Origin of the sequence: Pseudomonas sp. Tri1 (assembly GCF_017968885.1) — a bacterium.
Taxonomy (GTDB): domain Bacteria; phylum Pseudomonadota; class Gammaproteobacteria; order Pseudomonadales; family Pseudomonadaceae; genus Aquipseudomonas.
Genome location: NZ_CP072913.1, coordinates 700526 through 720379, shown reverse-complemented (window position 1 = coordinate 720379; position 19854 = coordinate 700526). Strand labels below are relative to the sequence as shown.

Below are 19854 nucleotides of genomic sequence, written 5' to 3'. Positions count from 1 at the left end.
CGCTCTGTTCAAAGTTCCAACGCATGCAGATGGCGGACTGTCTCGCTCATCACCGCGGCGGCGACTTTTTCTCTGAACGTTGCGTAGTGCAGCGTGTTGAATGTAATAACCGCCATTTCTTCCTGGCTGCTTTCCACCACGTCCTCTATCGGCCAGAACAGAAATCTCGAAACCGTTCTGCGGGTGCGGAACTGCTTGTGGTAGAGCCCTATCTCTATTCTCCCGGAAGACTTGGGCGTGCAGGGAATCACCTGGAAGCATCCCGTGTCACGCATCAGGCTTGTTCTTTCAAATACCTCGAGCGCATCGGGATTACGCCTCAGGGTTCCTAACGCCTGGCTCGCCTGCCGGGAAAAACGTTCATCAAATGACCGGGATATTTGCCGCGAAACGCTATCGGCCATCAATCCCTGCCCCGCCCGCCCGGCACTGACAGGACGCGCCGAATCCCATCCCAGATACCTGAGTTTATTTTTGTAATAGTCAAACCAGTTGCCGACCAAACCGTCCTTGTAGGCCGAACGTGTTGCCAATTGCGCGTACAGGTTGCTCAGGTAGATATCTTCTCGATCCTGGAGGGACAGTCCCTCATCAAATGACACGATACTGCCGCCCACCACGGCAGCTGCCGGAGTGTCACTGCGCAGAAGCACCTGCCCATTGGCCGGTCGAATCCCCATGTCATTCATAAAGACACAGCCCCCGTCACTCCATGCTCAACTGCGTCGGAAATATCAAAGATGTTCCCGGCGGCCTTATCCCCGAGTTTCTTGATAATTGCATCGCGAACAGGCGCATAGAGCGCATCGGACAAGTTCGCCTGAAAGCACCGCAGTTGAATTGTGCCCGGTACCGGATCGGTGGAGAAAAGTGGCCCAAGAGGATTAGCGGTACTGTGCCTGGTGTCAAACTCCAAGCAGACAACATTCAGCACAGGCCCTCGCTGGGCCAGAATGACTTGCAGCCTGACCCTGCACGAAAGCTCCGGGGATTTGGGGCCCTGAACCCACTCGCGCAATCCTTCAATGGCCGGCAAGGCGCAAGGCAATTGAGCGACACGATTCAACAGGCGCGTGAATTCAGTCATTTTTGTTTGACCAACATACGCCCCCAGTCGTTTTTCCACCCAAGACATCATGGTGTATTTTGATGGAGTATCGAGTGTAAAGTTGTCCCACGTTACCGCCTTTTGCACCCAACCGTTCTGTAATACTTCCCGGTATGCCCCATACCATTCACCCGACGAAGAAAGAGCTGGATACTTCTTACTGGCTACCAACTGCGCAAACAACACCGAATTCATTACATCGCACTTCTCCTGCTCCAGCATATCGGCTGACAGCAAGACAACAGCTCCGGCATTGATAAAAACCGAACAATCATCACTCATTATAATCACCTGATTCGCTAAGGGATGGCGACCACTGCGTAGTCGCCAAGAGATCACATGAGGTTAAATCTCATACTCTTCGATCTTTTTCTGCGCACGATCACCCAACCTTGCAATGATGGTGGCGCGGGTCCGATTAATAATTGACGGCACCATGGTCATATGACATTCACCGCGATACAGATCGACCGAACTGCTGTCCCAATTCACAAACAGGACTTTTGTCTGATTCGTCCGATTAATGAAACGCACGGCCCCCAATGCCATGATGACTTCGCCGTGTGGGGTTTCGTGGCAGGTCGCCACACCAAAACCGCCCGCACCGGTCTCCCTGATATTTTGATCAAAGAGTTGAAGTGGCTTGTCACGGCTTTGCAGCGCGGCTATTGCGTCACCTGCCACTTTAAGCATCAGTGCCGACGTTGGACCAGGAACAGCGGCGGCAGCCACGGCCGAACCCAGGATCCTCAACACCAGTTGATCCATCTTGAAGCTCCTGCCCGATGCCGCGACTGTGTCGTAATAGCGTTGCAGGATCGTCCAGCCGCAGTCTTGCATGACTTGCATAAAGAATTGATACCACTCTCTACCTTGATCTTCCCGTGGATACGCCCTGTTCGCCGCCAGCGATGCATACAGATAGGAATGCTGGATATCCGCCTGATTTTGCTCAGTCATTCCCGAGACGAATGCCAGGATACTTTCCCCGACAATCGAAGCGCGGTCCGGCTTTTCCACAGCCGCTTTATACCCGACAGGATTGATTGCAACAGTGCGCGAAGAAACAACAACATTTTCCGGCATGATTTCATAACTATTCAGCCGATCAAGACGATCAGCCAAGGTTAAAACCGAATCAAAATTAACACTCATAGATATATTCCTTATTTAATTAAGGCCCTCCATGGACCCCGAGAACAACATGACTCAAACCCACCCCGAACAACAACTGCAAAACTGTAACGACACATAATGCCTTCGACACTAATATTTCAACGACACTCCGCTTTCCCACAATAAAGCGAAGTTTTCGGCACTTAAAAATTTCATGTTCACGGCGAGCCGACAGACACCCCCGGCGCCTGATAAACTCCACGCCAATTTCATTCGTCGTGAGCCTCGACCATGCTCCATGTGCTGTTCAGCGTTTACTTGAAGATGTTGGTGCTCTACAGCCCCTTCTTCGTGTTGTCGTGTTTCATCGGCCTGACTCGCGGCTACTCACGCAAGGAACAACGCCGCCTGGCCTGGAAGGTCGCGACCGCGACGCTGGTGTCCAGCGTATTGCTGTACCTGTTCGGGCGGGTGATTTTCAGCGTGTTCGGCATCACCGTGGACGCGTTTCGCATTGGCGCCGGCAGCGTGCTGTTCATTTCGGCACTGGGCATGGCCCAAGGCAAGTCGGCCGTCCAGACCGACAACGTGCAGCAGGACGTGGCCATCGTCCCGCTGACCATTCCATTGACCGTCGGCCCCGGTACCATCGGCGCCCTGCTGGTGATGGGTGTGAGTCAACCGCACTGGGACGACAAACTCATGGCCATCATCAGCATCGCCCTGGCCAGCTTCACCGTTGGCGTGGTGCTGTACCTGTCCAGCCGCATCGAGCGGATTCTGGGCGACCAGGGCTTGCAGATCGTCAGCCGCCTGATGGGGCTATTTGTCTGCGCGCTGGCGGCGCAGATCATCTTTACCGGGGTCAAAGGCTATCTGGTGCCGTAATCAACCCACCTCATTGGTTTCCACCGCAGGCGACACGCTCGACAACGCCTTGAGCGTGACGCCGCCCTGGGCGTCCGGCAAGGCATCCAACCGCTCTATCAGGGTCGAAACGGCATAATGCCGACTCCCGCCAAAACTGAGCAGGACTTCCCCGCGCAAGTTGATATCTGCCGCATACACCTCACGAACAATCACACTGTGCCCACTGTCCGGATCAATGATCACTAGGTGTTCATGGACGCGACTGAGCAACAACGGGGCAGGCTCATCCAGGTCCCAGATCAATTTGCCGGGGATTGTCACCGCGTTGCCCAGGGAATGGCGGCAGTCGAGGATGACCGACTTGACCCGCAACCAGGCCGCTTTTGACAGCCGGTAACTCACCGCGCCTTGCCCCATGCGCAGGATCAGGGTCGTGACACCGTCCGGCATCAGCGCCAGGAGATCATCGATTTTCACCTCCTGGCCCTCGACAACCAGCACCTCACCTTCACGCTGGACATAACTGAGTGGTCCCATTTGCCCCGTGCCGGGCAAGGTCAACAGCTGTCCATTCTTGCTTTCATGAAGTAATACCTGGGTCTGCCGCTGGGTTCCCAACAACTCGAAGGACTCCGGAATGGCGGCCCTGGGAACCCGGATCACACGTCCGGTCCTGGCGACGAACCACTTCAGGTTCCCGGGCTCCTCCACCGACAGCAGTGCGCTATGGAACGACTGGGCCACCAATTGCCTGAGCCCCTCATGCTCCCGGCCATCCTGAGCGACAACCCACTCATGAGTGACACCGGTGATCGAGGCCGGCTCCTGGTCTCGTAACGCGAGCACCACCCCCTCGAATGTCACGCCACGCAGCCCCACACCTTCAGACTTCAGCTCGACAAACTGCCAGGGCGCCCACTCACGCTCCGCACGCGGCAATGCATCAGCCTGCAGCAAACGTGAACCCTGGCCAAAAGCCGCCTCCAGTTTCTGCGGATCGATAAAGGCCTGGCGATAGACCTCGCCGCTCGACACATCGAATAACCACGCTGCCTCGCCGTCCGGGGTGGCGCCAAGCAGGCGGACTTCCTTTGCATGTCCCAGGTCAGCCAGCAACAGCCGGTTGCCGACATACCAGGCACATAACTTGGCATCGTCGTTGAAGTTGCTCAAGCCGATGAGGGCAAAGCGCTCGCTCGCGTATTGCCGGGCCAGCGACTCCAACGCCGACCACCAATGCTCCCGATCCTTGAACCATGCCTCGTTCACGCCGCCCAGCACGAGGTCGCCCTGGCTCGTCAGGTTGAAAAACCGGCCATCGGATGTCAGCGCCACGTAGCCGCTCTCGACAGCGATCACATTCTCCAGCCTGTCGGACTGCAACCACCTGTTGGACCACTGCCCTTTGCCCGCGACCAAGGTTCGCTGCCTGCGGCATAGCTCCTTTCTGAGCCGGTCATAAACCACGAACATATCGCGGTCGTCCGCCAGCGTGAGCAGCGTCAAATCAGTCATATTCTTGATCGAGTCGGGCCAGCCACGGTCCTGGTTGCGTCTGGACGAAGGACGAACGATCAAGCCGTCCCTGTGGCGAACCCAGGCCATGTCCCGTAACTGCGCCTCACTCTTCCAGCAGACCGAAACGAAGGGCGCCGGTTGCCAATTGACGGTGGCAAAGCTGTCCTCGGTGCCCACAGTCGGGACAAAGGGGTACTCGCCGCCCAAGACCTGCGACCAGTCGGCCAATGTCTCGCTGGCGCTGAAAATGGATTCCAGCGCCGGATCCAGATCGCGCGTGACCGAACTGAGCAGCAGTTGCCCTTCATGGATCACATACACCAGTACATCGCGGGTCTGATCCTGGCGAGTGATGTGCTGCACGACATGAATCACCCCCTGCGCATCCGCCTCGACACGCTGGATGGTGGCAGTCACATTCCTTGTACTGCGCAACCAATAGCGATGGCTCAGCAGCCCGGTGACCGCGTCGGCTTGCCAGATGATCAGGTTCTGTGGGTCGTAGAAATAGCAGGAGCCGCCCGCCACCGCGCCCAGCACCGCCGCATCGACGCCCGGCAGCTCATCGCGAATGAACAGGAAACGGTCGTCCTTGGCGTCGTACCAGGCCGTGACGTAGCGGGGCTCGTCCGGCTTCTCGAACGGCACCAGGTAACGATGAACCGGCGTATACGGCATCGCTAGGCGGTGTTGCCTGGCAAGGGTCCTGAAGTGCTCCTGCAAGGCCTGCCTATCCATGCTCGCAGGCACCTCCTGCTCGACAACCACGAGCTTGCCCGCTTCCATCTTGAATACTTGGTTCTGGCTGATCCGCAGCAGCACGTCATGACGCCCCGATCCACTGAGCGTCACCTGGACGTCACCGATGAACAGTCTTGCGTAACGCTCGATCCGGATATCACTCTCCTGGGCCCAAGGGGCGTCCAACACCCAACTCGAGTTCAACGGACGCGTCGCATCGAGGGTCAGGCTCACACCGGGATGGAGCACCAATGCACAGCGCTTGCCGGCGCCCTGGATCTCATAGGTGATTTTTCCGTGCCAGGCCGGTGGCAGCACGGGCACCACCAGAGAGCGATCGATGCCATCGAGCAACACCTTGATCGCTGTCGGTCGATAATCCGGGACCAGGCGATAGAGGATGTAGTCACTGGGGAACGAGTAGAAGGAAAACAGAAACAGCCATCCTCCCTGCGCGGTCTTTTTCTCCAGGCGCCGGGCCGTGTCGAACCCGGTGTCATGGCGCAGCCCGGCGAAGGGTAAGGCCTTGTACTCGTAGCGGTAACAGGTTTGCGGTGTGCAGGGCAGGACGATGACCGAGCCTGCCGGTGGCGTGAATCGGGCTCGACCTGGCAGATTCAGCTCTCGACGGATATCGATCACCCGCTCGTAATCGTCATCAAAGGTAGGCACCCCGAAATGATCGCGCAACGGATACAACTTGGGGCTGTCCAGCATCAGCTCGGCGCGGGTCAGGTCCAGCGTATGAACGATCAGCGATGAACGCGGCAACCACGCACCACCGCTGGCATCAGAGCGATAGGGCTGGAGATGGGCGGTTGCCACCTCATCGAAAAACAGCCCGACCTGCTTGGCTTCTTCGGCAATGGTGGCAAAACCCTGGGCCAACGCCGCCACCCCCACTGCCAACCCACCCAACATCACGGCAGCACCGCCCAGCACTGCTCCAGCGGTGGTGGCTCCGGCGGCGTAGGCGCCCACCGACAACATCAGGCTGGCCGAGTCGAACGCCAGTTGGGTACCGAACTGAGCGCGCTCGACTTCGTTTTGGGTGGTCGACAGCTGGTAGATGTCGAACCCGACATTCGCCAATTGCAGCAACCCCCCGGTCGCTTCGCTCACACTGCTTCCCACTGCCGCCTTGACCACTGGCGCGACGGTATGGGCAATCAGCTTCTCCTGGGCCAGTGCCTGCCGAACCAGGCCGACCAGGCCGGCGATATCGGCCACGTTGCCATGCATCAATTGCGCGTAATTGACATAGGCATGCAACCGGACCGCCAGGCTCAATGGCCGCTCAGGCCCCTCTCGGCCCCGCAAGGCGTTCATCAGCGCTTGTATGGCGAACCCGGCGTTCAGGGTGTGGACGCTGCCCACCTCGGTCGGATCGCTCGGCACGGAAGGTCTGTTGGCCAGGACCGAAAAGCGTTCCGAGAGGTAGTTCTTTATCCGCAAGAGTCGATGGTCGTCGGTCACGATCCGTACCAACTGCTCAGGCTTTTGCGGATCGATCAGGTTCATCCGGTACGACCCGTTCGACATGACCTCCAGGGTTTCGAACAACGGCACAAGGTGCGGCGCCAGCTGATTGGCTTGCTGAAGATGGGTCGTCACTTGCTCGATCTGCTGGCCCCACCAATGGCCATCCAGCGCCAGCAGACAGCTACCCAGTCGAGGATTGCTTTGCAGCGATTGCCCACGTGCGTTGGCCACCCGCTGCCTGATGGGGCGTTGCGACGGTCCGGACAAAGCCCCGGGTTGCAGCAGGTGCTTGACCGTGAACCCATCGGAGAGTTGCCAGGCCGCGACCTTTTCACTTTGCAGGTCGATCAGATCGAATTCAGGCCGAGCTTCGCTGCCATAGGCGGCGTAATAACGAGCCATGCCCTCTTTCTGGAAAAAATGCTCCAGACCACGTCGGAACGCATCCGGCTGCTCGAATTTACACAAACCAAAATTGGGGTCGAAAAAATGATAGGTGGCGCGTTCCGCACTGACGGTCTTGGCCACCAGCATCGAATGATTGTCAGAGTTGAGCATCAGCGTACGCGGGCCGGCGTGTTTCTCCAGAGCGGCGGTGACCTGATCGAGGCTAGCCTGTCCAAGCGTGCGACCAACGTCACTCATCGGTACGTCTCGCAGCTCTTCCAACGCTTGTAGAAAGCCTTGGGAATCGTCTTGCCCCGGCTCCAGCACCGCCAGAAAGAAGCGCTCGCGCAAGTGCCCGGAGGCGGCATCACCCTGCGCAAGTGCCGCACTCATCACCAGCGCCAGGGGATAGCAACGCCCACCAATCGTTTCGCCATCGCGGTTGAGCAGCAAATCCTGGGGAACCATCTGCACACCGTTATGCCCGAACCCATCAAGCAATTGCCCTGACCGCTCGATGACCTGGATACGGTGCTCAAGGGTGGCCACCTTCTGGATCCGCCCGACATGCCGCCCCCATTGATACAGGGTCCGCGCCTCCTTCAAGGCGGTTCTTTTCAGTTCCAGAGCGCTGTCGGATGGCATCGACGCGTACGTCGGATCACTCCCCAGGCCACTCATGAACCTCGCGGCCTTGCGCTTGTACAACTGGCGCTCGATGACCGCGTAACGCCCGGAAACGCCCTGCTCGGCGACGCCATTGGCCAGGTTCTCCAGCTCACTGGTGGCCGCATTGAAATGTGGGTTGTCCAGGGAATCCAGCCCCAACAACACGCCCAGTGCCAGTCTTTGCAAAGGACTCGCTTCAATGAAACGACGAGAGCCATTGGCGATGTCACTCAGCACCTCATCGATCCCCTGGTCGCGCATTTTTTTGTCACTCAGGAAGACCGGAACAAGCGCGTCGGGCGCCTGACTCTTGATGAGCTCGCGGTCATCGAAACTCAGCGGCAGCGGCTTTTCGAAGCGGATCTCACCGTCATGCCCCTGCCTCATCGCCTCGATGAATGGCTCGCCGAGCCCCTCGACCAGTCGCTCAAGCACATCGGTCAGCAGCACCGCACGCCCTTCGATCAGCGGCCATCCCTGCTGAAACTCAATCGTCGAATGCTTGAGCAACTGCGCGATATCGCCCTTGTAGCGGGCCTTGTACTGACCTTCGCGCCAACGCGCCTGCTCGTTGCTGACCCATTTCTCGGGATCGTTTCCATTCTCTTTCCAGGAGTGATCCTGCTCCTCTTCCGTGGCGCCATTGACCGTCAGATAGGGGGCAACGCCAGCCTCCTCGTGCAAAGTCTTGGCAACTGCCGCGCTCAAGTGCGCGTTCGCGTAGTCAGCCATGCCGTCGCGCATGGCGCCGGGGCCCGTCAGATGGACGGTTCCTTCGCTTTCGAAGCGAATGCCGTCGCCGAAGTGGGTCGCGACGCCCGATATCCGCGCTATCACCCTGAGCACTTCGCCCATCGGCAGGCGGCTCAGCGGCCCATGGTTTTTTTCGAATACTTCTTCCACCAGGGTCAACATGCCGGCAACGTCGCTCAATGCGACATCGCGCTGGGCAGCCAACTGGACCGACGCGTCAACCAACTCATAGTTGGAGCGCAGACGGTCGATCACGCTTTGAAGAATCTCGGCGCCCGGATGGGCCATCAGAAATGCATTGGATAACGACAGTTCCATGCTCAGGGCACGCAACGCGAAAGGTCGGGCCGACCGCTGCGCCGGCAACTCGAAGACCTCACTCAAGCTTGGCCGGCTTCGCGCGAACGCTTCCAGTGTTGGCAGATGTTCGGCGGGAATATGCGCGCGATAACGGGAGGAAGCCTGGCGGCCGGGCATCCATTCGGGATTCTCGTTCAGCAGTAATTGCAGGGTCCCCAGACGGGCATCATGGCCAAAACCGCTGATGTCGACTCCGCCCAGGGTTGCCGATAACGGCGGAAGGTGGTCGATATCGGTATACCCGCCACCTTCGGCAAACAGGACTTCCGCGCGCACGACATCCGACGCCGACGCCATATTGCCCAGCAACCGCATCTCTCGGTCATAGACATCCTGCAACTGCAACGAAACTGCACCGGCAGCAAGGTCACGCAACTTGAAGCCGTCCATGGCCAGGATACTGCGACGATTGCGTTCCAACTGTTGGCGCAGCACTTGCGCATCCTGACCATAGGCGCGGGTCAGTAAATCCAGCCGGGCTTCGTCGGCTGATCCGCCCTTCGCCACGGCGGCATTGATATGGGCTTGCATCTGTTGTTTCAGGACAATGGCCCGTTCGTTATACAGGGCACCCAGATCAACTTCGGCAATACGCTCATCTACATCATGTAAAAAGACATCGGCCTTGGCGGCTTCAACAATAAGCTTATTGGTTTGCCACGCCAGTAACGCATCACTGTCATACCAAAGATTCAGGGCATAGCCGTGCCGGGCCAATACCTGTCGCCATACATTGAGATAATCGCGCTGGATGTCGCCAAGTCCGCCACCGAGCCAGACGAAGTGCAACGTCTTGGGCACCTCCGCTGGCAACTTTCTCATTTGCTCGCTACTGAATTGAAGGCGTGCTTCGTGATGCTCGATTTTGTCGTATATCTGCGCCAGATCCACACCAGCCCCGGCGGGACCAGACACACGCCCGTCCTGGCTACGCTTGACCCTGCGGTTGCCCAATAGCTGGGCCAGCGTCTGTTTCAAAAGCCCCAATGGTTCGAGCAGCCTGTGGGATTCCGGCGTAGCGATACAGGCAAAGTAATAACGGAGGACCGCCTCGTATTGTTCGCTTTTTTTATACGGCGACAACGCCTGTTCAAGATCCGACAACTTGAAAAGACTGATGAACTTTACCAGGCCGTCGCTGCTTCTAACTTCTGCATCCTGCATAAAAACACTCCTCGTCCAACTTGACTAATAGCAAGACTAAAATAAATAAAGATCCACCGCCGCACCAGGCAAAACTAAGAAACGATAGAAGGCAGACAAACTAGCGCCTAAAACCCAACAACTCAAACAGGAAGGCTTTCAATGCATTTCAAAGATTCAAGATTCAATGACGAGAATCGAGAGTTGCAATCGAACAGGGCGGCCAGGCAGGCCGCCCTCATTCAGGAGGCTGGCTTGGATCCATACCAGCGAGGCGTATAGACCCAGCTGGCGCCGGACGCGCGCGGGAACACGCAGGTAGTGGAGGAACCGATCAGCACCATGGTGCGCATGTCCACTTGATCCGGGGTCAATGCCCCCAGCGTGGTGACACGCAACGTCTGCCCCGGACGACCGATATCGCGCCCCAGCACCACAGGCGTTTGCGCCGTGCGATGTTGCCCGACGATCTCCAGCGCCCGACCCAACTGCCATGGCCGGGAACGGGAGATCGGGTTGTAGAAGGCCAGGGCCAGGTCGGCTTCGGCCGCCAGGTCGAGGCGCTTCTCGATGATCGACCAGGGCTTGAGGTTGTCCGACAGCGACATCACGCAGAAGTCATGGCCCAGCGGCGCACCCGCCTGGGCGGCGGTCGCCAGGGAGGCCGAGACACCCGGCAGGATCTGCAAATCGACGTTGTGCCAATGAGCATCCGTCGACTCATGCAATGCTTCCAGTACGGCGGCAGCCATGGCGAACACGCCCGGGTCGCCGGACGACACCACCACCACCGACCGCCCCTGGGCCGCCAGTTCAAAGGCATGCCGGGCACGCTGCATTTCTTCGCGGTTGTCAGTGCAGTGCTGCACCTGATCGGCCCGGAAGGGCCCGGCCATGCGCACATAGGTTTCGTAGCCCAGCACATCGGTGGCACGGTCGAGTTCGGCGCGCACCGCCGGCACCATCAACTCGGCAGCGCCCGGGCCGAGGCCGATCACCGCCAGGCGCCCGCGCGGGCGACCGATCTGCCGCGGATCGAGGGGCTGCTCGGCCACGGCGATGGCATGACTGCCCATGACCTGTAGCGATGCGGGTTGGCCGAGGGCATCGCTCAACCACGTTTCGAGGTTGCTATTGGCCGCCGCAAAACGCAGCGGCACACCCAAGGCCGACGCCATTTCGTGTAACTCAGCACGGGCCATGTCGCTGTCCGCCGCCAACAGGCACGCCAGCGACTGCGGCGCGAGGCCGGCCTCCTTCAGGATCGCGCCGATGTCCGCCGACGCCCCTGCACTCAACGCCACCAGCACATTGCGCGGATAAATCCGCAGCTCATCCGCCGCGGGTGTTCCCGCAGCACTGTCGATACGGATCGCCAGCCGTGCCTGTATATCCTCAGGCAACTGCGCCTGATCCAGCCACGGCGCGGCGCCTTCGATGCGCACCGATTCACCGGCCAGCAGATCGGAGACAAACCGCTTGCCTTGCTCCAGGTCGCCGAGGCTGTAGCCACTCGGCGGATTGAGCAGGCAAGTGCCAAAACGCAATTCACCGCTGGTGGTGATCGCCGGCGCGACTTGCAGCGCGGCGGCGATTTCCCGGGCCATGACATTCACTCCGCCCAGGCCGCCCAGCAGCGGGACCACGGCGCTGCCATCCTCAGCCACCGCCAGCACCGGCGGCTCGAGGCCTTTTTCCAGCAGCAGCGGCGCCAGGGTGCGGATGACGATGCCGGCCGCGCACAAGGCGATGATCGGCGTGTCCTGTTGGTAGAGCTCGCGCAACGTCGCGCCGAATTCGAGGTATGAACGATCCGCGCCCTCGACCCGTCCGCTCAGGCCGTGAATCAGGGCATCAGGGTAGCGCTGCTGGATCCGCCGAGCGGTGGCGAGGCTGCCCGGGCCGAGGATGACGATGGCCGCTGTCTTGGATGTCATCAGCCTTGCCACCGTTCGCCCGGCACAATGATCAGCGAGAAGTACGGCGAGGACATCGGTTCGACGTCATCCAGCGGTACGATTTTCTGGTTGGCCATGGTCGCCCGTTCGACGTACAGCGCGCGCCCATCCAGGCCCAGTTCCTGGAGCACCTGGCGAACCTTGGGGAAGTTGCGCCCCAGTTTCATGATCACCGCCGCATCGGCATCGGCCAAACGCCGCTTGAGTTCTTCATGGGGTAGAACGCCGGAGAGCACCGACAGGCTCTGGTTGCGATAGACCAGCGGCGCACCGAGCACCGAGGCGCCACCGAGCATCGAGCACACGCCGGGAATGACTTCGGCGTCATAGCGCTCGGCCAGGCGATCGTGCAGGTACATGTAGGAGCCGTAGAAGAACGGATCGCCCTCGCAGATCACCGCCACGTCGCGCCCGGCATCCAAGTGCACGGCCAACTGTTCGGCGGCGGTGTCGTAGAAATCGGCGATCACTTGTTCATAGGACAACGGCGCCGGCAGGGCTTCGGTGGTGACCGGGTAGACCAGCGGCAGCAAGGTCTGCGCGTCCTGCAAATGCGCCTCGATGATGCCGAAGGCATTGCCCTTCTTGCCCTTGGCGACGAAGTACGCCACCACGGGCGATTCGCGCAGCAGGCGCAGGGCCTTGACGGTAATCAGTTCCGGGTCACCAGGGCCCACGCCGAGGCCGATCAGACGTCCAGGCTGCTGCATCATTCAATCTCCGTAGCGAGGGCATTGACGGCCGCGGCGGCCATGGCGCTGCCGCCCAGGCGGCCTTGCATGATCACGAACGGCACGCCACGGCTGTTGGCCGCCAGCATCGCCTTGGATTCGGCGGCGCCGACGAAGCCCACCGGAAAGCCGAGGATCAGCGCCGGTTTCGGCGCGCCAGCGTCGAGCATTTCCAGCAGATAAAAAAGCGCGGTCGGCGCGTTGCCGATGACCACGACGCTGCCTTCCAGGTGCGGACGCCACAGTTCCAGGGCGGCGGCCGAACGGGTGTTGCCCAGCTCAAGGGCCAACGCCGGCACGCTCTCGTCGCGCAAAGTGCAGATCACCGGGTTGTTCGCCGGCAGCCGAGCCCGGGTCACGCCTTCGGACACCATCCGCGCATCGCACAGGATCGGCGCACCCGCGGCCAACGCCTGGCGCCCCGCCGTGCCCGCGCCTTCGGAAAACTGCAGGCCATCGACGGCCTCGACCATGCCGCAAGCGTGGATCACTCGCACCGCGAGTTTTTCCAGGTCGGCCGGAATGCGCGCCAGGTTGGCCTCGGCGCGAATGATCGCGAAGGAGTTGCGATAGATCTCCTGACCGTCGCGGATGTAATCAAGCATCAAGGGGGCTCCGGGGGCGAGCGTCGAGCCAGTGGCCGAGCGCTTCAATAGTCAGATTGTGTGCCTGCAACGCGCCGAAACCCGGCAGCGTGGCATCGCGAAAATACAGGTCGTAACGACCGGGAGCGACCGCCAGCAAGGTGACGGGCGCGATATGGGCCGCCGCGCAGGAACGCTGGCAGCCTGATAGATGGACCTTCAGGACCCGGCCCTGGCCTTGCAGCAGCTCGGCCAGTTGGCGGGCGTCGGCCTTGGTGTCGGCCAGGGCCTTGGCGCAGCCACTGGAGCCGGTGCAGGCAATGAGTTGCGCCAGGGGTTGGTCGACCGTGCAAAAAAAGCCCAATCCCCCAAGCCGCGCCAGAACTCCTTCGGCCTCCTCGCGGCGCACGTTGGGCAACATCAGGCTTTGCCAAGGGGTAAAACGAAGGCTGCCGTCGCCCTTCTCCCGTGCCAACTGCGCCGCCCCGCGCAGCATGTGCGCGTCGAGCCGGCCAAGCGGCGCCGCGCCACCGACGTAGACCCGCTCATCGTGCTGGGGATGAATACCGATGTGCAGTCCGTCGATGGATACATCCCGTTGCCAATCGAGACACGGTTGCAACGGCACACGGCTGGCCAACTGGCTCATGAACTCATCCGTGGGGATTTCAGCCAGCAAGTGGCGCATGCGTGTCTGGTCCGGGCGGGCCAGGTCGAGAAACAATTCCAGCACTGTCACCACCAACGCGTGCCCCTGGGCCACGGGGACCCGGCCTGCCGGCTCATCCAGTGGGGAGCCGGCCAAGCCGAAGGCCAGCCAAGTCTCGCCGTCGCGGACCAGGGCCGACAGCCACAGGTCATGATGATGTTCAAGCATCGCCATGGCTTCACCGCCGTCCAGTTGCACGGCGAACTTGGCCGACAGCTCATGGAAGCGTTCATGGGTTTGCAAGGTGAAGAGAATCTGCGCGGCCAACGGGCCGGTGTCGAACAGCATCTGCCGGTCGATCCCGGCCGAGGGGCTGAGCATCAGGTTGCGCACGTCGTCGCCAGCCGGGGTTCGGGGCCCAAGCCCGGCGGCCAGCAATTGTTCGATCAACGCGCCGTGTTCGAGGCCGATGCCGCGGATTTGCAGGTTGCCACGGTTGGTTGCCTCGATCACGCCACCGGCAAACCGCTCGGCCGCCGACGCCACGGCTTCGGCCTGCCCCGCCTGAATGGAACCGCCATCGAGCTTGATCCGGCAGATCCCACCGTCCAACGCCTGGACAACCCGCAGCAACCCCGGGCAACCGGAGGGGCGTATGACGTTGGAGGATGGACGTTCGTTCAAGGGCAGACCGGAAGATAAGGCACGCCATGACGGCGAAGGACCGACATTATGCCTGCTTTGCCGGGGGTCATGAAAAGCTTGCCGGTCGGATTGAAGCGAGATTGCTCAAGAACACGGGTTCCCTGATCCAAATAGGTTGTCTGTACCGCCGCCATCGCGAGCAAGCTCGCTCCCACAGTTTGATCAGATTGTTCACAAACCCTGTGTTCACCACCAATCCCCCGTGGGAGCGGGCTTGCTCGCGATAGCGGTCCATCTGTGCTGATGATGTTACGCCAAGCCCCTGATATGTCGGGGCGCGGTATGATGGCGAGCCGGTTCGCAAGCATAAACACCGGCAAATCAAATTCATCGTTTCGAGGAACACAGATGACACCCTGGCTGACCGTAGTGGGCATCGGTGAAGACGGCTTCAAGGGCCTGGGCCGAACGGCTCGCCATGCCTTGCTGCGGGCGTCACACATTGTCGGCAGCGACCGGCAACTGGCGCTGTTGCCGGTGTGTATCCGTGGCGAACGGGAGCTGTGGCCCAGCCCGTTCTCCCTGGAACCGCTGCTGGCGCGACGGGGCGAGTCGGTGTGCGTACTGGCCAGCGGCGATCCAATGTTCTACGGCGTAGGCGCCAGCCTGGCCAAGCAGGTGCCAAGCGATCAGATGTTGATCATCCCCGCGCCATCCTCTTGTTCGCTGGCGGCGGCGCGCCTGGGTTGGCCACTGCAGGACGTGGTCACGCTGTCGCTGGTGGCACGCCCGCTGGCGGCGCTCAATGTGCATTTATCCACTGGCGTCAGGCTGTTGCTGCTGAGCAATGACCGCCAGAGTCCGGCGGCGGTCGCGGCACTGCTGCGCGAACGTGGGTTCGGCCCCAGCCCCATGACCGTGCTGGAACACCTCGGCGGTGTGGCAGAACGACGGCTCGACAACAGTGCGGCACACTGGTCCGATCCCACCGTCGCCGACCTGAACCTGATCGCCATCGAATGCCGCGCCGAACCCTCGGCGTTGCGCCTGTCGCGCCTGGCCGGTTTGCCGGACGCGGCCTTTGAACATGACGGCCAGTTGACCAAGCGCGACGTACGCGCCATCACCCTCGCCCGCCTCGCCCCGACGCCCGGTGAACTGCTCTGGGATGTCGGCGCCGGCAGCGGCTCCATCGGCATCGAATGGATGCGCGCCCACCCCAGCTGCCGCGCGCTGGCCATCGAGGCCGACGAAGGTCGTCAAGCGCTGATCGAACGTAACCGCGACACCCTCGGCGTGCCCGGCCTGCAACTGATTCGCGGGAAAGCCCCCCAGGCGCTGGAAAACCTGGAGCGGCCAGACGCAGTATTCATCGGTGGCGGCGTCACTCGCGAAGGCGTGCTCGACGCCTGCTGGGAGCAGCTCAAGCCCGGCGGCCGGCTCGTGGCCAACGCCGTGACCCTGCAAAGCGAGATGACGCTCATGAACTGGCGCGAACGTCACGGCGGCGAACTGACCCGGATCCACATCGCCCAAGCCCAGCCATTGGGCGAGTTCGATACCTGGCGCCAGGCATTGCCAATCACCTTGCTCGACCTGGTCAAACCCCTCGATGCGTGACGAAACCGCCGAACAACCCGCGCCCCTGCGCAGCGGCCTGACCACCGGCAGTTGCGCCACCGCCACCAGCCTGGCGGCGGCCCGCTTGCTGCTGTGCGGCATCCACGCCGATGCCGTGGAGATCGTGCTGCCCAAGGGCAAGCAGGTGCAGATGCGCCTGGAGTTCTGTCGGCTGACCGAACAGGGCGCCGAGGCTGGGACGATCAAGGACGCTGGCGACGACCCGGACGTGACCCACGGCGCCCTGTTGTTTTCCCAGGTGCGCTTGATCGACGAACCCGGTGTGCGCTTCATCGCCGGTCGCGGCGTCGGCACGGTGACGCGACCAGGACTGGTGCTGGATGTCGGTGAACCGGCGATCAACCCGGTGCCGCGCAAAATGATCAACGACCACCTCGGTCGGCTGGCCGAGGAAAGCGGTTACGCCGGCGGTTTCGAAGTCACGGTCAATGTCGAGGGCGGCGAAGCCCTGGCACTGAAAACCATGAATCCACGCCTGGGGATTCTCGGCGGCCTGTCGATCCTCGGCACCAGCGGCATCGTCCGGCCGTTCTCCTGCGCGGCCTACATTGCCTCGATCCACCAGGGCATCGACGTGGCGAAAACCAACGGCTACCTGCACATCGCCGCCTGCACCGGCAATGCCAGCGAAGACACCATGCGCCGGGTCTACAACCTGCCGGAAATCGCCCTGATCGAAATGGGCGACTTCGTCGGCGCCGTGCTCAAACATGTGCGCAAGGTGCCGGTGGAAAAACTCAGCCTCTGCGGCGGCTTCGGCAAAATCAGCAAACTCGCCGCTGGCCACATGGACCTGCACAGCCGCCACTCGAGCATCGACCTGCCACAACTGGCCGAATGGGCGGCCGCCATCGGTGCCGATGAGGCGTTGCAGCAAGGCATCCGCCAGGCCAACACCAGCCAGCAAGCCCTGGCAATGGCCAGCGCCGCCGGCATCGCCCTCGGCGACTCGGTGTGTGAGCATGCGCTGGCCTTCGCTCGCAGCGTGGTGCCGGCCCAGGTCCAGGTCGAAGTCTTCGCCATCGATCGCCAGGGCGGGATCGTTGGACACGCCGGAGCCTTGCAATGAAACGTATCTTGCTACTGGGCGGCGTCACCGAAGCCCTGGCCATCGCCCGCACACTCGGGCCCCAGCATATCTACAGCCTGGCAGGTATCGGTCGCGTCCCCACCGACCTGACCTGCCAGGTGCGCGTCGGCGGCTACGGCGGCGCCGAAGGGCTGGCGCAATTCGTCCGTGCCGAAGGCATCGACCTGCTGCTGGACGCCACCCACCCCTACGCCGCGCAGATCAGCCACAACGCCGCCCAAGCAGCTCAAGCCTGCGCCATTCCCTGCTGGGCCCTGCGCCGTCCGGCCTGGCAACCCCAGGCCGGCGATGACTGGCGCGAAGTGGCTGACTGGAGCGAACTGATCCAGGCCCTGCAACCCTTCCACCACCCCCTGTTCACCCTCGGTCGCGAGCCACTGCAACACCTGCACGAAATTCCGCCAGAGCAGTTCTGGACCCTGCGCGCCCTGGACGTTTACCCCGGAAATGAGCGCTGCGAAGTCATTGGTGCCCGTGGGCCGTTTCACATCGAGGGTGAGCGTGAGCTGTTCGAACGGCGGCGGATCGATGTACTGGTCAGCAAGAACAGTGGCAGCACGGCTACTGAGCCGAAACTGGAGGTGGCGCGGGAGCGAGGCGTGCCGGTACTGGTGTTGAAGCGGCCGGTGTTGCCGGGGGTGGATCGGGAGTTTGGGACAGTGGATGAGGTGTTGCAGGGGCTACGGCAGTTGGCCTGACTGCCTGTTCTGTTGCCACGCCAAAAACAGCAGATGCCACTCCCTGTCAAACGCTGTATCAGGATTGAGGACCGCTTCGTCGCCCAGCGAGGGTAAGCTTCCCCGCGACAACAGCACTCACTCGACGATCTGTTGCTACTGTTAACACCAGCCCTGCGACCCTACACCGCACGCGGCCTTTTTACTTCTCAACCCCGATCAGGCTAAATACCGCCACCTGATCGCCCAACCGAGCGGATTTGCCCCATGTCCCGACAACGGCTTGCATTTGCCTGGATCGCCTGCTTCGCAGTGCTGTTCAACATGCTTGCCATGCCCCTTTCCGGCAACGGTGGCACGGTGGCGAGTGCACCGACCGAACAAGTGCTGTGGGGCAGCTTCTGTTCCTCCAGCGGCACGAAAATGCTGGCGATTTCCCTGGGCAAGCTCGAGCAAGGCACGCCGCAGCAGGACAATCATTCGACGATGCAGCATTGTTGGTGCTGCTCAGGTTCCGCGCCGTTGGTGGCGCTTGCCGGGCACGCGCCTCGGTTGTATATGGATCTACGGCCGGCCCATCGCGGTGTCGCCCACTCAACACTCGACAGCCCCACACCGCGCCAGCAATGGCCGAGCCTCAACCCCCGCGCCTCTCCTCTGGTCTGATTCCCCGCATTAAACCCGCGTCCTGAATCGTTCTGGAGAATCACCCATGTTGAACAGACTCGTCCTGCTGGCTGCCCTGTTGCTTCCAGTGAGCTTCGCCCATGCCCATCAATACAAAGTTGGCGACCTCGAAATCGCTCACCCCTGGTCCCAGGAATTGCCGCCCAATGCACCGACCGTGGCCGCGTATTTCGTGATTCACAACAAGGGCACCACCGCCGACAAACTGCTCAGCGTCGACTCGCCGATTGCCGGCAAAGCCGAGCTCCACGAGCATGTGATGCAAGGCGGCCTGATGAAAATGCAACCGGTGCCCGCTGTGGATATTGCCCCCGGAGCGACGGCTACCTTCGCGCCGATGGCCTACCACGTGATGCTGTTGGAGCTGAAAGACCGCAGCCTGCTCAGTGATGGCAAACGCTTTGCCATGACCCTGCATTTCGAAAAAGCCGGCGACGTGACCGTTGACGTCGCGGTGCAGAAAAAAGCGCCTGACGGCGACAAAAACCAAATGCACATGCACTAAGCGCGTCTACCCGTGGCGCTTCCCCGCAACAGGTCCGCCCTGCCCCGCCGTCAGCCCATGAGCCTGACACGCGGCAGCTGGCTCAGCCTGTTCGCCATGCTGATGATCTTTATCGGTCCACTGATTTCTCAGTCGATGCCGATGGATCAGCGCATGTCTTCGTCCATGCCTGTGTCTATAAGCATGAGCATGGAGATGGACATGTCGGCGGGTACCCACGCCGAGCATGCGGCACCGGCAGCCGAACACTGCCGGCCCAAGAGCGAGCATCACGCGCTGTGGGAAAAGTGTGGCTATTGCAGCCTGCTGTTCAACTGTCCCGCGTTGCCGGGCGGCCACACCTTCGCTGCCTTCGATGCACCGTCGGCCAGTACCTACACCAGCCCTTCCCCGCGCCTGGGCCATGCCCGGCAACCGTTCTTTCCGGGTGCCCGCACCCGCGCACCGCCCCTCGTCGCGTAAACCCGACACTTACCTCACCCGGTCGCACAAGACAGTCCCAGGCTGCCCGACCATGTCGTTTACGTCTGTTCGATGGAA

Annotated in this window: 15 protein-coding genes; 7 read left to right on the top strand and 8 right to left on the bottom strand. The window is 61.2% G+C overall.

Annotation, left to right across the window (positions count from 1 at the left end):
• Positions 1–8: 8 nt before the first annotated feature.
• The 3 genes from J9870_RS03115 to J9870_RS03105 form a co-directional block, all read right to left on the bottom strand.
• Positions 9–689, bottom strand: coding sequence for a hypothetical protein (locus tag J9870_RS03115; protein ID WP_246883071.1), 681 nt, complete (start codon positions 687–689; stop codon positions 9–11).
• Entirely contained in the window at positions 686–1390 is a 705-nt protein-coding gene (locus J9870_RS03110; protein ID WP_210642659.1) for a hypothetical protein, read from the bottom strand. Before J9870_RS03110 ends, J9870_RS03115 begins: the two co-directional genes overlap by 4 nt.
• 63 nt (positions 1391–1453) lie before the next feature.
• On the bottom strand, positions 1454–2263 hold the full coding sequence (locus J9870_RS03105) for a hypothetical protein (RefSeq protein ID WP_210642658.1): 810 nt from the start codon (positions 2261–2263) through the stop codon (positions 1454–1456).
• A 252-nt stretch (positions 2264–2515) separates the two neighbouring features.
• On the opposite strand from J9870_RS03105, the gene J9870_RS03100 reads away from it, so the two are divergent.
• Positions 2516–3112 carry a MarC family protein gene (locus tag J9870_RS03100; RefSeq protein ID WP_210642657.1) on the top strand — a complete coding sequence of 199 codons (597 nt, stop codon included), beginning with the start codon at positions 2516–2518 and terminating at the stop codon, positions 3110–3112.
• On the opposite strand, the gene J9870_RS03095 is transcribed toward J9870_RS03100, so the two are convergent.
• The 5 genes from J9870_RS03095 to cobG form a co-directional block, all read right to left on the bottom strand.
• Complete coding sequence (locus tag J9870_RS03095; RefSeq protein WP_210642656.1) at positions 3113–10168, bottom strand: TcdA/TcdB catalytic glycosyltransferase domain-containing protein; 7056 nt, start codon at positions 10166–10168, stop codon at positions 3113–3115.
• 221 nt (positions 10169–10389) lie between these two features.
• Positions 10390–12084, bottom strand: a complete 1695-nt coding sequence (gene cobJ, locus J9870_RS03090; protein WP_210642655.1) for a precorrin-3B C(17)-methyltransferase — start codon at positions 12082–12084, stop codon at positions 10390–10392.
• Complete coding sequence (locus tag J9870_RS03085) at positions 12084–12818, bottom strand: precorrin-2 C(20)-methyltransferase (RefSeq protein ID WP_185057686.1); 735 nt, start codon at positions 12816–12818, stop codon at positions 12084–12086. The genes cobJ and J9870_RS03085 overlap by 1 nt, the downstream gene beginning before the upstream one ends.
• On the bottom strand, positions 12815–13441 hold the full coding sequence (locus tag J9870_RS03080; RefSeq protein ID WP_047227378.1) for a precorrin-8X methylmutase: 627 nt from the start codon (positions 13439–13441) through the stop codon (positions 12815–12817). Before J9870_RS03080 ends, J9870_RS03085 begins: the two co-directional genes overlap by 4 nt.
• Positions 13434–14753, bottom strand: coding sequence for a precorrin-3B synthase (gene cobG, locus J9870_RS03075; protein ID WP_210642654.1), 1320 nt, complete (start codon positions 14751–14753; stop codon positions 13434–13436). The genes J9870_RS03080 and cobG overlap by 8 nt, the downstream gene beginning before the upstream one ends.
• A 369-nt stretch (positions 14754–15122) precedes the next feature.
• On the opposite strand from cobG, the gene cbiE reads away from it, so the two are divergent.
• From cbiE to J9870_RS03045, 6 genes are all read left to right on the top strand, one after another.
• Positions 15123–16334, top strand: a complete 1212-nt coding sequence (gene cbiE, locus J9870_RS03070; RefSeq protein ID WP_210642653.1) for a precorrin-6y C5,15-methyltransferase (decarboxylating) subunit CbiE — start codon at positions 15123–15125, stop codon at positions 16332–16334.
• Positions 16327–17424 (top strand): cobalt-precorrin-5B (C(1))-methyltransferase, encoded by a 1098-nt coding sequence (locus J9870_RS03065; protein WP_210642652.1) that lies wholly within the window; start codon positions 16327–16329, stop codon positions 17422–17424. Before cbiE ends, J9870_RS03065 begins: the two co-directional genes overlap by 8 nt.
• The gene (locus tag J9870_RS03060) at positions 17421–18143 is read left to right on the top strand and encodes a cobalt-precorrin-6A reductase (RefSeq protein ID WP_210642651.1); all 723 of its coding nucleotides are present in this window, start codon (positions 17421–17423) and stop codon (positions 18141–18143) included. The genes J9870_RS03065 and J9870_RS03060 overlap by 4 nt, the downstream gene beginning before the upstream one ends.
• Before the next feature lie 246 nt (positions 18144–18389).
• A complete protein-coding gene (locus J9870_RS03055; RefSeq protein ID WP_210642650.1) occupies positions 18390–18788 on the top strand; it encodes a DUF2946 domain-containing protein in 399 nt (132 codons plus the stop codon).
• Positions 18789–18834: 46 nt separating this feature from the next.
• Positions 18835–19314, top strand: coding sequence for a copper chaperone PCu(A)C (locus J9870_RS03050; protein WP_210642649.1), 480 nt, complete (start codon positions 18835–18837; stop codon positions 19312–19314).
• Between the two features lie 57 nt (positions 19315–19371).
• Positions 19372–19776 (top strand): DUF2946 domain-containing protein, encoded by a 405-nt coding sequence (locus J9870_RS03045; RefSeq protein ID WP_210642648.1) that lies wholly within the window; start codon positions 19372–19374, stop codon positions 19774–19776.
• The last annotated feature ends 78 nt before the right edge of the window (positions 19777–19854 follow it).